General features: G+C 57.7%; 12 protein-coding genes. 7 read left to right on the top strand and 5 right to left on the bottom strand.

Features of this window, described 5'->3' with window-relative positions; translation table 11 throughout:
* Positions 1-152: 152 nt before the first annotated feature.
* Entirely contained in the window at positions 153-1592 is a 1440-nt protein-coding gene (locus tag SADFL11_RS11200; protein ID WP_008197069.1) for an ATP-binding protein, read from the bottom strand.
* Positions 1589-2317: a response regulator gene (locus tag SADFL11_RS11195; protein WP_040453067.1), complete on the bottom strand. Its 729-nt coding sequence runs from the start codon at positions 2315-2317 to the stop codon at positions 1589-1591. Before SADFL11_RS11195 ends, SADFL11_RS11200 begins: the two co-directional genes overlap by 4 nt.
* Before the next feature lie 236 nt (positions 2318-2553).
* Here SADFL11_RS11195 and SADFL11_RS11190 point away from each other — a divergent pair, with 236 nt between their 5' ends.
* The gene (locus SADFL11_RS11190) at positions 2554-3516 is read left to right on the top strand and encodes an EF-hand domain-containing protein (RefSeq protein WP_008190350.1); all 963 of its coding nucleotides are present in this window, start codon (positions 2554-2556) and stop codon (positions 3514-3516) included.
* A gap of 191 nt (positions 3517-3707) precedes the next feature.
* The gene (locus tag SADFL11_RS11185) at positions 3708-4709 is read left to right on the top strand and encodes a hypothetical protein (protein ID WP_050776206.1); all 1002 of its coding nucleotides are present in this window, start codon (positions 3708-3710) and stop codon (positions 4707-4709) included.
* 9 nt (positions 4710-4718) lie between these two features.
* Here the strand turns inward: SADFL11_RS11185 and SADFL11_RS11180 are convergent, their stop codons facing one another.
* Positions 4719-5327, bottom strand: a complete 609-nt coding sequence (locus SADFL11_RS11180) for a YceI family protein (protein WP_008190245.1) — start codon at positions 5325-5327, stop codon at positions 4719-4721.
* A gap of 325 nt (positions 5328-5652) precedes the next feature.
* On the opposite strand from SADFL11_RS11180, the gene SADFL11_RS11175 reads away from it, so the two are divergent.
* The 5 genes from SADFL11_RS11175 to SADFL11_RS11155 all read left to right on the top strand — a co-directional run bounded on the left by SADFL11_RS11175 (position 5653) and on the right by SADFL11_RS11155 (position 11709).
* Complete coding sequence (locus SADFL11_RS11175) at positions 5653-6465, top strand: alpha/beta fold hydrolase (protein ID WP_040453071.1); 813 nt, start codon at positions 5653-5655, stop codon at positions 6463-6465.
* Positions 6449-7345: a GGDEF domain-containing protein gene (locus SADFL11_RS11170; protein ID WP_008197222.1), complete on the top strand. Its 897-nt coding sequence runs from the start codon at positions 6449-6451 to the stop codon at positions 7343-7345. Before SADFL11_RS11175 ends, SADFL11_RS11170 begins: the two co-directional genes overlap by 17 nt.
* Positions 7346-7855: 510 nt before the next feature.
* Positions 7856-8986 (top strand): type III PLP-dependent enzyme, encoded by a 1131-nt coding sequence (locus tag SADFL11_RS11165; RefSeq protein ID WP_008193218.1) that lies wholly within the window; start codon positions 7856-7858, stop codon positions 8984-8986.
* Positions 8987-8995: 9 nt separating this feature from the next.
* Positions 8996-9547 (top strand): GNAT family N-acetyltransferase, encoded by a 552-nt coding sequence (locus SADFL11_RS11160; protein ID WP_008196713.1) that lies wholly within the window; start codon positions 8996-8998, stop codon positions 9545-9547.
* Positions 9548-10323: 776 nt separating this feature from the next.
* Complete coding sequence (locus SADFL11_RS11155) at positions 10324-11709, top strand: homospermidine synthase (RefSeq protein WP_008196935.1); 1386 nt, start codon at positions 10324-10326, stop codon at positions 11707-11709.
* A 34-nt stretch (positions 11710-11743) separates the two neighbouring features.
* Here SADFL11_RS11155 and SADFL11_RS11150 read toward each other — a convergent pair whose 3' ends face one another.
* Positions 11744-12406, bottom strand: coding sequence for a hypothetical protein (locus SADFL11_RS11150; protein WP_008193447.1), 663 nt, complete (start codon positions 12404-12406; stop codon positions 11744-11746).
* A gap of 9 nt (positions 12407-12415) precedes the next feature.
* Positions 12416-13816: a selenium-binding protein SBP56-related protein gene (locus SADFL11_RS11145; RefSeq protein WP_008189957.1), complete on the bottom strand. Its 1401-nt coding sequence runs from the start codon at positions 13814-13816 to the stop codon at positions 12416-12418.
* Positions 13817-13972 lie beyond the last annotated feature (156 nt).

Genomic DNA, 13972 nt, shown 5'->3' with positions numbered 1-13972 from the left:
GGTGTCCTCCCTTTGGTATTAACCTCCGGCCATAAAGACATACAGGAGACGTTTTGAAAAACGCCCGGCCGGAAAATCATCAGTTTTATCAATTGTTGGACAAAATGCTTAGCATGCAGGCGTGCCTTCGGCCAGACCGTGAAACACACAGATCAGTTCCCTTTCGGGAGGCGGACTTCTACCCTCAAGCCAGTGCCGGCCACATTGGAAAGCGTGATCGTGCCGCCATGGGCGTGGATGATTGATCGCGCGATCGCAAGACCAAGGCCGATGCCACCTGTTTCTTCGCTTCGGCTTTCTTCAAGGCGCACAAAAGGTTCAAAGACATCCGCAAGACGGTCTTCGGGGATGCCGGGGCCTTGATCATGGATCTCGACGATCACATCAGCCTCCAGTGCCTTTGCCGTGATCTTGACCGAACCGCCGTAGCGGATGCCGTTTTCTATGAGATTGCGGAATGCGCGCTTCAAGGAAAGAGGACGGCACGACAGGACAATCCGTTCCTCAACATCAACCTCGCAAGCATGGCCAAGGTCTTGCTGGTCGTCCGCCAAGCTCTCCAGCAAAGCACCAAGATCCGCCTTCTCAGCCGGCTCCTGACTTGCATCGTCTTTGGCGAACCTGAGTGCCGCTTCGGCCATGGCAGCCATGTCGTCGAGGGTCTCGATCATCTTTGTCCGATTTTCTTCATCGTCGATAAACTCCGCCCGAAGGCGCAATGAGGTGATCGGTGTTCTCAAGTCATGGCTGATTGCCGCCAGCATCCGGGTGCGGTCGCGGACAAACCGAGTCAGGCGCTCCTGCATTTCATTGAAGGCGATTGTTACGGCGCGGACTTCGCTCGGCCCGGTCTCCGGCAAACTGTCGACATCTTCACCGCGCCCGAGCCGGCCTGCCGCATCTGCAAGACCGCGCAAGGGGCGGGTGACCCGGCGCACAGCAAAGGCAACGATGCCGATGATCGCCAGCCCCATAAGCGAAAGCTGCACCACCAGCGGAATGAAGGCGCCGGGCGGAGGCCGGTAACTTGTGGCCATGTTAAGCCAGCTGCCATCGTTTAGCAGGATGGACAGGGACAGATCCTCCGGCTTGTTCATGACCCGTTTCAGGTGACGCGGCCGCTCGGACTTCGGCACGTCACGCCAGCTTTCCTTGCCGCCGTCAACGCGGCTGCGCCAGGACGGGCCGCGTTTTTCATCTGAATGAAGGTTGATGTGGATCGTCCGCTCAGACCCAAGTTGCCGCGCTGCATAGTTTTGCACACGCTGTTCGAACCGGCTTTTTCCCGGCTCCTTTGCAAGCGGTACCTCGCCCGTCCAGAACGCGACATAGCGGGTACTGCTGGCTTCCAGAACCCTGCTGTGCAGATAAGGTGGTGTTTCTTCCAGGAGCTCCGCGATGGAGACCGCCCGGGCCAAGATGCTGTCGCGCGCAAGAGCGACTAGGGCAATCCGGCGCTCGTCGTGAAAAATGTAGATCGAGATCGCCTGAACAACCACAATCGCCGCCAGCAAAAGCAGGATCAGCTGGGACGCAAGGTTGCGCGGCCATAAACGCCGGAGAACTGAGAAGCGGGGAGACGATGCGCTCATTCCACCTGCTCTTTCACATCGGCTGTAAACATGTAACCGCCGCCCCAGACGGTTTTGATCAGCTTGGGATCTTTCGGGTCCTCTTCAATTTTCCGGCGCAAGCGCGAGACCTGATTGTCGATGGACCGGTCGAAAACGGCCGGCGTGCGCCCCGTGGTAAGATCCATCAGCTGATCGCGGTTCAGGACCATCTTCGGCCGTTTCAGGAACGCGCAGAGCAGTTGAAATTCTCCGCTGGAAAGGGCGACCGCAACGCCGTCCGGATCCGTCAATTCCCGGCGGGTCACATTGAGGGCCCAACCGTCGAAATGCATCCGGTCCTGTTCGATCGGGTCGCGGTCCTTTGGCACCAGCGATGTCCGCCGCAGCACAGCCCGGATGCGGGCAAGCAATTCGCGCGGGTTGAAGGGTTTGGTGACATAGTCATCGGCGCCGATCTCCAGACCGATCACCCGGTCCGTATCATCGGCCATGGCGGTGAGAAGGATCACCGGCATGGAGCCCGTTTCGACAAGATGACGGCACAGCGACAGCCCATCTTCGCCCGGCATCATGATGTCGAGGACCACCAGATCGATAGAGGCGGCCTTTAGGGCCTTGCGGGCAGCGGATGCATTTTCGCAAGCCGTCGCGCGCAGCCCGTTCTTCACCAGATACCGGGCGAGGGTTTCGCGGATATCACGGTGGTCATCGACGACTAGAATATGTGGGCTCGGATCGCTCACCTTTATCTCCACTCGGTCGCGGTGCAAGGTGCCGTTTCAGCACAAGCATTCGCGAACTGTGTTGTATCTAAAGGAAAAGTAATAACAACCGGGCCCCGGTGCGAGCGGAGTTTGTAACAAACTGTATCAAGCGCCGGACCAGAGACAGATTGCGACACTTCACCGGGTTTTGGCATGTATTCTTGCGACAAATGCCACCTACCTTGAGCCCATCAACGAACCAAGGAGTTGTTGGAATGAAACCGTTCAAGACGATTGCAATCGCCACCCTGGCCGCAAGTGTTGCCGGCACCGCTCTCACTGCGGGCCTGCCCGCTTATGCTCAGTCCGGCGCGGCAAACGCGGGCGGGGGGCAAAACAACCCAGCAGTGGCCGAGCAGAGCTTGGCGCATATGGGCGATCGCGGCGGATATGAGCGTAGCCACGGCCCGCGCGGCGGCCGCCACATGGCAAAGCGCATTTTCGAGCGTTATGACGTGGACAAGGACGGCGCCATCACGCAAGCCGAAATCGAGGAAGTCCGCACCGCCGATTTTGCCGCAGCCGACACCAACGGTGATGGCGAGATTAGCCTCGAGGAATTCAAGGCTGCTTTCCTGGACCGGTCGAATGACCGCATGGTTCGCGTGTTTCAGCGCCTCGACCGGGACGGAGACGGGATCGTAACCCAGGCCGAGGTGGATCGTATGGCCAACCGGATGTTCAACCGGCTGGACCGCGACGACAACGGTGTCGTTGAGAAGGTGCGCGGTGGCAAACGCGGTCATGACGGCGGCGGTAAGAAGGCCGAAGCCGGTAAGCGCGGCGAGCATGGCAAGCGCCATGCCCACGGACGCCGCGGTGGCCCGGCCGGCATGTTCATGGCGGTATTTGACACCGATGGAACCGGTTCTGTGACCCGCGAAGACTTTGACGCCAAACGTGCCGAATTGTTCGCCCTTGCCGACACCAACGGCAGCGGCTCTTTCACCCTGGAAGACTTCGGACCGCTGTGGCTGGCCATGAATGATGCCCGCATCGTCGATATGTTCCAGCGCGCAGATGCTGATGGCAGCCTGGGCATCACGGCGGAAGAGCAGGAACAAGCCATGTCGAAGATGCTGAACCGGGTGGACCGGAACGGCGATGGCGTGATCACCAAGTCCGACTTCAAACGCAGCCACAAGGGTAAGCACGGCAAGCACCGCGACCGTAGTTAGGCCCTAAGAAACAGCTTCCTGCGCCCGCCTGTAGGAAGCTGACCGGGTCCAAATCCCCCCGTCCCTGGAACCCGGATACAGAGAGGGAGCCGCCCGCGCGGTTCCCTTTTTTGCCGTCAAGCTGCACCGTGCGTAACCCTATCTTCAAGGTTGCTGGCAGATAGTGCGGTGCCAATTAGATGGGGGACACAATGGCAAAACCGGGCTTGGGTGAATTTCTGGACGTCAAGATTTCGGACGGTCAGTTTTCAAATGATGATGTCATTACGGTACGCCGGTACATCTATGGCGACATGCATGTCACTCTGGAAGAGGGCGCGGGTCTATTCCGGCTGAACACTGCTGGTCTCGCGATGCCTCAAACCTGGTTCGAGCTGTTTCCTGAGGCGATCGGCGATATCCTCGTCCATCAGGCAAACCCTCAAGGGTACGTTTCTGACGAAAATGCCCACTGGCTGATCGGCCAGATCACTGCGAATGGCCAGGTGTGCAGCCGCACGGAACTTGATGCCGTTCTGCATGTCCTGGAAAAGGCGCGCCAGGCGCCCCGGTTCCTGGAACAGTTCGCTCTGAAGATTGTGGCCGATTCCGTCATTTCAGGGCAGGGGGCAACCCGCTCTGGCGCAACCTTGACCCCAGGCGTGATCTTAGATGCGGAAGTGGAGATCCTTCGGCGCGTTCTGTACGCTGGGGCTGGCTGTGGGGGCATCGCCATATCCAAGGCGGAAGCTGAAATCCTGTTTGATCTGAATGATGCCACCAGTGAATCCGATAACGCTCCGGCCTGGTCGGAGCTGTTTGCCAAGGCGGTCGCCAATTACTTGATGGCGCTGTCGGGTTTCGCTTCGCCGCCGCGGGAGGTTGCACTGGCGCGCGAAGACTGGATCAACAGTCCCGGAGGCTTTGATGGCGGTATTTCCGGGTTCTTCAAATCCATGTTCGGCGGCGGTGTCAGCGGGGTCCGCGATGCCTACTCCGATCAGCCCGATCCTTTTGCCGCAAAAGGCGCTGCCATGGCAGCCGGGATTGCAGTGAATGAGTTGGTGACCGAGGATGAGGCTCAGTGGCTTGTCGATCGTATTGGCCGCGACGGTGTTCTTCATGAGAACGAAAAGGCCTTGCTGCGCTTTATCCGGCAAGAGAGCCCGGATATACACCCGGCGCTCAAGCCGTTGATGGAGAAAGTGATTTAAGTCCGGCGCTTAGTCGACCCGCCAGGCTTCCGTTTCGATGATCACCTGGACGTCATCTCCAACGAAACCGTTTTCAACGGCATAGGTCATGCCGAAGTCGCTGCGTTTGACCACGCCTTGGGCGCTGATGCCGAGCGTGAAACGGCCATGTCCAAACGGATATTTGGCGGCCTTGTTGAGGGTGACATCAAGTGTTAACGGCTGGGTTTTGCCAAGGAGGGTCAACTCACCCTCCACGACGCCGGATGTGTCATCAGCCGGTGTGCCGCTGTTAGCAGTGAAGGTCATCACAGGATGGTTGGCAACGTCCAGAAAATCCTTGTTCAGGACATGATTGTCACGGGCTTCGTTGAAGCTCTCAACGCTAGCCGTTTGAACGGTGACCTTCAGATCGCTCAGTTTCTGGGTGTCCATGTCATAGGTGAAGCTGCCCTCAAATTCCAGAAAGACACCGAGCGTGTCCGCATATCCCAGATGGTCTACCATGAACGCGATCGTGGTGTGTTCCGGATCAAGCTCATAGCGATGCGGCTCTGCTTGCGCTGCTGCAGAAATGACAAGACCTGCAGAAATCGTGGCGCCTGTGACTGCAGACTTGAAGTTACCAGCAAATGCCATTTTTCACCCTCTCTTCTCGATCTCCGGCAAACAGTCCGGACACACTCCGTGTTTAGGAAGCTCGTCGGTTCAAATAACGCTTAGACGATCCGCAGCAACCACTCGCTTTGTGATTGTTTGTTTGGTCATTGCGATTTGTGTCGAGAAAAGACCTTCTGGAACCTTTTTGTCGCAAAAGTTGAAAAACTCCGCTGTCTCACTCGGGAAAGCGTGGCGTTAGGGGAGCGCGGTAGTGCTTTCTTAATTTCAGGACTAGTCAAATAATCAGCGTCCAGTGAGGATGTCAGATGACGAACACACGGTCCACGATAGTCAAAAGGTGCCCATGCTGACTGAAGACGACATTATGCGACGCAACAACGTGCGCATGACCGGCAGTGGTGATACTACGCTTGTCTTGGCGCATGGCTTTGGTTGTGATCAAAACATGTGGCGTTTCGTGGAAGGTGATCTTGCAAAGGATCACCGGGTTGTCCTGTTCGATTATTGTGGGTCTGGTCAGTCAGATGTTTCGCTCTATGACAGGGACCGATACGCGTCTTTGGAGGGGTACGCGGAGGACGTCGTGGAAATCCATGACGCACTTGGGCTAAAGGACACGGTTCTTGTCGGCCACTCGGTGAGTTCAATGATCGGGCTTTTGGCCAGCATTTCTCGACCGGAGCTTATTTCAAAATTGGTGATGGTGTGTCCTTCACCGTGTTTTTTGAACGACCCACCCGGCTATCACGGCGGTTTTGAAAGGGCTGACTTGGAGGAACTGATCAGCCTGATGGACAAGAACTATATTGGGTGGGCCGGATACCTCGCGCCGCTGGTCATGGGACAAACAAATCCGGACGATCTTGTTCAAGAGTTAAACGACAGTTTTTGTTCAACCGATCCAGTTCTGGCCAAGAATTTTGCTATGGCGACTTTCTTCGCCGACAACAGGCAAGACTTGTCGCGTTCCAAGGCCCCTGCGTTGGTCTTACAAAGCGCTCGGGACAGTCTCGCAGCGCCAGAGATCGGGGCGTTCATCCAACAAAATATGCTGGACGCCGTTCTTCGCATCGTCGAGGCCGACGGGCATTGTCTTCACATGACACACCCAAGGGACGTCGTTCGTGAGGTGACTGCCTTTGTTTCCGCCGCCTGACCTTAACCTGTTCAATTGCGGTCTGCTCATCACGGATGCAGATCGCCGGGTTCTTTACGCAAATTCCTTTGTCTTGAATGAATATGGTCACGACGCCGATGTCATTTCAGTCGAAGGGTTGAGCGCGCTATTCACGAGATCGAGCCTGATCCTGTTCGACAGTTATCTTTACCCAATGTTGTTGCAAGAGGGCGTGTGCCAAGAGCTCCAGGTCATGGTGAAAACAGCCGATGAGGAGCGTGTGCCCGTACTGATTTCCGTAAAACAGGATACGACCGGAACGGGTCATCATTATTGGGCGCTTTTCGATGCGACGAACCGGTCCAAACTGTATGATGAGTTGATCGAGACCAGAGAAAAGCTGCAGGATCAGGCAGAATCTCTTGCCAACCTCGCCAAACGGGATGCGCTGACCGGGCTTTTGAACCGGCGCGAGTTGAGCGAACAATTTGCCATGCTTTTGTCACAGGCCAACCGGGCCGACCGTGCTCTCTCGGTGCTTCTGATCGATATTGATCATTTCAAGACAATCAATGATGAGTATGGGCATCAACGGGGTGATACGGTGCTGAGAGAGTTCGGAGGACTCCTGCAAAAGTCGTGCAGGACCGGCGATGTGGCGGCACGGTATGGCGGCGAGGAATTTGTTGTTTTATTGCCGGACACAGGGATAACAGATGCCGCAAAACGCGCCGACCGGATCCATGAAAAATTATCTGGAATTGAGGTCGGGGGGCTCAGGTTTTCCGTAAGCATCGGGATCTCGGAGAAAAAAGCCCCGGTTGCGACCGATGCAGAAAACATGATCAAAAAAGCCGATGAGGCGCTGTACCTGGCAAAAAATGCTGGACGCGGCTGTACACGACTGGCTGACGCCTGAATTGCATTCACCAAAATACAGTCATGCAAAAATTTCCTGTTGCGCAGGGGGGCAAACCGGGTCATATACCCACTGCCCAAATTCGCACGTGCCCGTGGTCGTTCATGGGATTTCGATGAAATCTCTTAAGGGGTAGCTGCCAATAAACACCGCCAAGGGGCGGGGCAGTCAATCCGGACGGCTTAAAGCAACGACGTAAGAGGGCCCTTTTGGTCTCTGCCGGGGTCTCCAACCTCCGGGGTAACAGAAGAGGCACTTGTTACATCCTTGCCCGACGTGCGGTTCGGTTTCTCCCGATCCAATCAACGGCATTCCCGACGCGGGAAAGCTTTGCGCATCCAAAACACGGTGCTGCATGGCCCAACCGTCGCTGAAGATCCTTGTACGCCCTCCGGTTCCATCCCGGGGGAAGCGCGCTCGCATCTTTGGCACCCTGCGACGTGAAACTGCAGCGCCTACCAACTTTTTTAAAAGGCGGTTGCAGCCAGACATTGGAAAGGGGTTCCCCCCATGAGCGAACGTATCCGCGAATTCCTCCGCCGACGCGACGAAGATGGTCCATGCGTCGTTGTCGATCTCGACATCGTCCGTGACAATTTCGAAGCCTTTGCCCGGTCCCTGCCGGACACGTCCGTTTATTATGCGGTGAAAGCCAACCCGGCGCCTGAAATCCTGAACCTCCTGGAAAACCTGGGTTCCTCCTTCGACTGCGCCTCTGTTGGCGAAATTGAAATGGTTCTGGCAACCGGTGCCGATGCGTCCCGCATTTCCTATGGCAATACAATCAAGAAGGAGCGGGACATTGCGCGTGCCTTTGAATTCGGTGTCCGTCTCTTCGCCGTCGATTGCGTCGAAGAAGTTGAAAAAATCGCCCGGGTCGCGCCCGGATCGCGCGTCTTCTGCCGCGTCCTGTGCGACGGCGTTGGTGCGGAGTGGCCGCTCTCCCGCAAGTTCGGTTGCGACCCTCAAATGGCGCCCGACGTCCTTGATCACGCCCACCGCCTCGGTCTCGAAGCCTATGGCGTCTCCTTCCATGTCGGCTCCCAGCAAGCCAACCTCCAAGCGTGGGATTTCGCTCTCGCCATGGCGGCAGGCGTCTTCCGGGAAATGGCGCTGCGCGGCATCGAACTGAAAATGGTCAACATGGGTGGGGGCTTCCCAACCCGCTACCTGAAAGACGTGCCGGGTGTACCGCGGTATGGGGAAGCCATCTTTCAGGCCTTGTCCAAGCATTTCGGCAACCGTTTGCCGTCGACGATCATTGAGCCGGGCCGTGGCATGGTTGGCAATGCTGGTTTGATCGAAACGGAAGTCGTTCTGATTTCCAAGAAATCCGAAACGGATGAAGTCCGCTGGGTCTATCTGGACATCGGCAAGTTCCACGGCTTGGCCGAAACAATGGACGAAGCCATCCGGTATCCGATCAAGACACCGCGTGACGGCGATCGCACGGCGCCTTGTGTGCTGGCCGGCCCGACCTGCGACAGCGTCGATGTTCTTTACGAAAAGACGCCGTATGAGTTGCCGGTGAGCCTTTCAATTGGCGACAAGGTCCTGATCGAAGCCTGTGGTGCCTACACCACGACCTATTCCTCGGTTGGGTTCAACGGCTTCGCGCCGCTGGCCTCCTACGTTATCTGACCCAAAGCCATGATCGACATTGTTGACGAGGTGCAGACGCATGTCTGCGCCCGCGAGGCGTTGCTCGACCTGAGTTTCGGCCTCGACCGGCATTTGAAGACATCGGAACGCCTGAGAGAAGGCCGTCTTCCGGTGTTCGCCTTCACAGCGCTTGATGCTAACGGGAAGCTGGTCGGCACTGTCCGGCTGTGGGCCGTGGCCGACCGCTGGGAGCACCAGTCTCTTCTGCTTGGGCCCGTTGCGGTTGACCCTCAGTGCCGCGGCCTGAAGGTTGGTGACCGGTTGATGCAGCATGCGCTCAACCAGGCGGCCCTTCATGGTCATGGTTCAGTCCTGCTCGTTGGGGATCTGCCCTATTACGAGCGCTTTGGTTTTGCCGCTGGTCTGCTGGAAGATGTCATGCTGCCGGGACCGGTGGACTACCGCCGCTTTCTTGGGCTTGAGCTTGCGCCCGGTCATCTGGCCGGACTGGATGGAACACTAATTGCAGCCGGCGTGCTCGATCCCAGTGCGTCTTTTTTCGATGCCGGCGATGGTCTTGCGCTTTCCAAGCTCGCATAACTACACTCAGTCGAATTGAAAATTTGCCCGGAGGTCTTGCGCTTCCGGGCAAAAATTGTCATGCCTACAATAGGGCGCAACCAGTGCGCTTTTTGTGTGAGGGGATATAAGAATTACCGGGCGCGAACATGCAATCGAAGCAGCGGACCGGACAATGAATGGAGCTTTGGAATATGACAGACGACCCGAAGGGCGACGCACCGAAAGCCACAGCAGCGAAACCGGCAACCCGCCGCAAACCGGCTGCAGCGAAAACGACCACCGGGAGTGCGTCCGGTTCGAGAACGTCCCGCACCAAAGCTTCTGCGAGTAAGACAACAGCCGCAGCCAAACCGGCCGCTGCCTCTGCTGCCCGCAAACCTGCAGCGTCCAAAGCTGCATCCAAACCGGCCGCCACCAAAACTGCGGCCACAAGGGCGTCCGCTGCCAAGGGGCCGGCTGCAAAGTCTGCCACCGCCAAACCTGCTACTGCCAAACCTGCTGCGGTATCCAAAACCATTGCACCGGCAACGGCCTCTGCAGCAAACCCTGCAACCGCCAAGCCCGCTGATACGAAGGCGGCACCAACGAAGCCCCGAGCAGCCAAGACAGCGGCCTCCAAACCAGCCGCTCAAAAAACAGCTGCGGCCAAAACCGCTACAGCGGCCAAGGCCTCAGCAGCAAAAACGACACCCGCTAAAACGCCTGCAAAGAAGCCTGTGACCCGCAAAGCGCCTGCGAAATCGGCCGCGAGCAAGTCCTGGCCGGTCCATGGCACGATCACGGGCCCGCTTGTGATGATCGGTCTCGGGTCGATCGGCAAGGGGACGTTGCCGCTGATCGAGCGTCATTTCAAATTCGACAAGTCCCGGTTCACCGTTATCGATCCGGTTGATACTGATGCTAAACTGGTGACGGACAAGGGCTACAAGTTCCAGAAAGTGGCGCTAACCCCGGAAAACTACGAGGAAGTGCTGACGCCTTTGCTGAGCGAAGGCGAGGGACAGGGATTTGTAGTGAACCTGTCGGTCGACACGTCCTCCCTCGACCTCATGAAGTTCTGCCGCAACCTTGGTGTGCTCTACATCGACACAGTCGTCGAGCCCTGGCCCGGCTTTTATTTCGACGACACGGCAAAGGCCGCCGACCGGACGAATTACGCGCTTCGTGAGACAGTCCGCAAGGAAAAGAAGAAGAACCCCGGCGGAACCACGGCTGTGTCGTGCTGCGGTGCCAACCCCGGCATGGTGTCTTGGTTCGTCAAGCAGGCGCTCGTCGATATCGCGACAGACACCGGTGTCAAGTTCGATGAACCGTCCAGCCAGAAGGATTGGGCGAAGCTGATGAAAAAGGTCGGCGTCAAGGGCATCCATATCGCCGAGCGCGATACCCAGCGCGCAAAAAAGCCCAAGCCGATGGACGAGTTCTGGAACACCTGGTCGGTGGAGGGCTTCCTGTCAGAAGGGTTCCAGCCGGCAGAACTCGGCTGGGGGACACACGAAACCTGGAAGCCAAAGAACGCCAAGGAGCACAAGAAGGGCTGCCGGGCCGCGATCTACCTGGAACAGCCGGGAGCCAGCACGCGGGTGCGCACCTGGTGCCCGACACCTGGCCCGCAATACGGCTTCCTTGTGACCCACAACGAGGCGATTTCGATCGCGGACTATTTCACGCTGGAGGGTGGCAAGAAACTGAAATACCGCCCGACCTGCCACTACGCCTATCATCCGGCAAATGTTGCGGTTCTGTCGTTGCATGAGCTCTTCGGATCGGCAGGCAAGATCCAGGAAAAACTGCACGTCCTTGATGAGAGTGAAATCCAGGACGGCATCGATGAACTGGGCGTTTTGCTCTACGGCCACAAGAAGAACGCCTATTGGTACGGCTCCCAATTGTCGGTTGAAGAAACCCGCAAGCTGGCGCCGTACCAGAACGCGACCGGTCTTCAGGTCACATCAGCGGTTCTCGCCGGTATGGTCTGGGCGCTGGAAAATCCGGAAGCGGGGATCGTTGAAACGGACGAAATGGACTACAAGCGCTGCCTTGAAATCCAGAAGCCGTATTTGGGGCCTGTGAAAGGGTACTACACCGATTGGACCCCGCTGGATGGCCGTCCGGGCTTTTACCCCGAAGACCTCGACACCAGCGACCCTTGGCAGTTCAAGAATATTCTTGTGCGCTAAAAAAGGGCTTACAAAACGGACGGGCGGTGCTCCTTCAAAGCGCCGCCCACAGTCCGATGCCACCGACCAGAATGAGGCTGAGAGCCCAGACCACATCCAGATTGAACCAGCTCTGGGAGACGAATTTGAGCCCCAGGATACGGTAGACCGCGTAAGCGACAGCGCCGCCCGAGAGGATCATCGCAGCGGTGTGGAGTACGGCAACGCCTAGCGCGATGCCAATGTTGAAACTCATCAGCTGAACAGGTGCACCGTAATCGGGGCCCGGGCCGCCGGGCCCGCACAAACCCAGGTAGATCGGGACAAGCATCAGTCCCGCACCGTGCGCCATGGCAACCAGAAACGACCAGAGCGCAAGGCGGGTCGGTTTGACCCGGGACAAGAACCGCGGGTGACGCCGGTTGATCACGAGGTAGAGCCCGGCCGCGATCACGAGGCACGAAGCGCCAATTCTGATTTCCCGCTGATACTCGACCAGCACAAACATCACCGCAAAGGGCAAAAGAATGCCTAGCATGGCGAGCAGGTGGCCGAAGCCGAGTGCTGCGAGCGCACGGAGCAGGGCAGTCCGCTGGCCTTCGAACAGCGCTGCAGAAACGGCAAGGGGCCAGCCCATACCGGGATTGATGCCGTGATAAATGCCCGAGGCCGCAACGACGAGCCAAAGGCCCGCCGCCGAGGTCATGAAGTCTGACAAGCTCAGTCTCTAGACGGACGGATAGCAGAAACTGTCCGTTGAGCAGTCGCCGCCCTCCAGCCGGATCTGGTGGCTGCGGTAGCCTTTCGGGAACTCGACATAGAAGTCTGGATCAAGCTCCAGTCCGCCGCCTTCCTGAGCATGGGCGACGACCATCGCAGCGCCGCGCTCGCCCGGATAAAACTGATCGTCCCATGTGGAGTAAAGCGAGTTGGTCCAAAAGACGCGTTTCCCGTCGCGGCTGATCTCGACCATCTGCGGGCCGTAGCCGAAGTCCTTTCCGTTCGGGTGTTTGGTCTTCTTGACGATGCCGCCGATTTCCACCTTGCCGGCCAGTTTCGGGTTCATCGGGTCGGAGACGTCATACTGGTGCATTTCGCCCTGGCCCCAGCAGGAGACATACAGGTACTTGTCATCCAGGCTGAGATCGATGTCTGTGACAAGCGCGGGGACCGCACCAAATCCGGCCAGAAGCGGCGGCAGGTCTTCGGCATCGGCCGGTTGGGGCGCGATGGTGACGGTCTTCTTGGCTTCAAAGGTCCCGTCTTCGTTCCGCCACCAGGTAAAGATCGCACCTTCCAGATTGGTCGTGTCGACGACGACGCCCACAAAACCATACTGTTTGACTGGATCATGGGCGGGGCGGATTTCCAGAGCCATCTGATGGTTTTCGCCCAGATCAATCGTCTGTATGTTTTTGCGGCCGCGCAGATCCCAGAAGTGGATCTTGTGGCCATATTTGTTGCTGAGCAGGTCTTCTGCAACGATCCCGTTCTCGAACTGCGGCGGCAGCCCCCATTCGGAGGAAACCATATAGTCTCGCGGCAGGTTCCACCAGAAATCATAGTGCTTGTCCTGGATACCGCGCTCGATTTCGTACCGTCCGATAATATCGAAAGTCTGGCAGTCCATGATGAAAATACCCGGGGGGCCGTCCGTGCCATCCTCGCCGCCGCCGCCGAGGGTCGAGACGTAAATCCCTTCAGGTCCGCAATGGATCGTATGAGGGCGCGAGTAACCGGTCTTCTCAAAGACTTCTTCCGGCTCGATGATCTTGTGGATCTTGGCCTTGAGCGGTTCTTTGACATCAATGACGTAAATCCGGCTCGACCGGATGCCGGGAATGATCAGATAGCGGCGCTCCAGGAATGCATGCCCTGTCAAAGGGGAGAGGGCGGAGGAACAGGCGTTCCAGCCGAAATGGTGAAACTCGTCGCCCGTGTTGGGCATCATGACGGAGTGCAAAATTTGTCCGTAAGTCTTTGACTTCGGATCGACATCAACGACGGCCAGACCGTCGGGCTGCGAAAAATCCGGGCTCAGCATCAATGTGAAGGCGAGCGTTTCCGCAGGGGCTTCCATGGCGATTTTCGGCGACGCATAAAACGTCGGATCAGGTCTGACTGTCATGCTTTCCTCCCTAAGCGCCTGTGCCTGGCCGCCTCGAAAGCGGGCGGTTTTGACCTCAGGTGACAGGCGTAATGGGAAGTAAACGCGCGGGTTTGGCAGCGGTCAAGAAAAATGCCTGCCGCAGCGTCTTCATTTGTTTATTGGGGTTCACCGCCA

The sequence above is a fragment of the Roseibium alexandrii DFL-11 genome, assembly GCF_000158095.2.
Taxonomy (GTDB): domain Bacteria; phylum Pseudomonadota; class Alphaproteobacteria; order Rhizobiales; family Stappiaceae; genus Roseibium; species Roseibium alexandrii.
This window is presented reverse-complemented; position numbering and strand designations above follow the sequence as displayed.

Bases quoted from the DNA above. Each gene is read 5' to 3' on its own strand.
- SADFL11_RS11165 (WP_008193218.1), top strand. From the start codon at position 7,856: ATGAGCGAACGTATCCGCGAATTCCTCCGCCGACGCGACGAAGATGGT.
- SADFL11_RS11160 (WP_008196713.1), top strand. From the start codon at position 8,996: ATGATCGACATTGTTGACGAGGTGCAGACGCATGTCTGCGCCCGCGAG.
- SADFL11_RS11145 (WP_008189957.1), bottom strand. From the start codon at position 13,816: ATGACAGTCAGACCTGATCCGACGTTTTATGCGTCGCCGAAAATCGCC.
- SADFL11_RS11185 (WP_050776206.1), top strand. From the start codon at position 3,708: ATGGCAAAACCGGGCTTGGGTGAATTTCTGGACGTCAAGATTTCGGAC.
- SADFL11_RS11175 (WP_040453071.1), top strand. From the start codon at position 5,653: ATGCTGACTGAAGACGACATTATGCGACGCAACAACGTGCGCATGACC.
- SADFL11_RS11190 (WP_008190350.1), top strand. From the start codon at position 2,554: ATGAAACCGTTCAAGACGATTGCAATCGCCACCCTGGCCGCAAGTGTT.
- SADFL11_RS11180 (WP_008190245.1), bottom strand. From the start codon at position 5,327: ATGGCATTTGCTGGTAACTTCAAGTCTGCAGTCACAGGCGCCACGATT.
- SADFL11_RS11155 (WP_008196935.1), top strand. From the start codon at position 10,324: ATGATCGGTCTCGGGTCGATCGGCAAGGGGACGTTGCCGCTGATCGAG.
- SADFL11_RS11200 (WP_008197069.1), bottom strand. From the start codon at position 1,592: ATGAGCGCATCGTCTCCCCGCTTCTCAGTTCTCCGGCGTTTATGGCCG.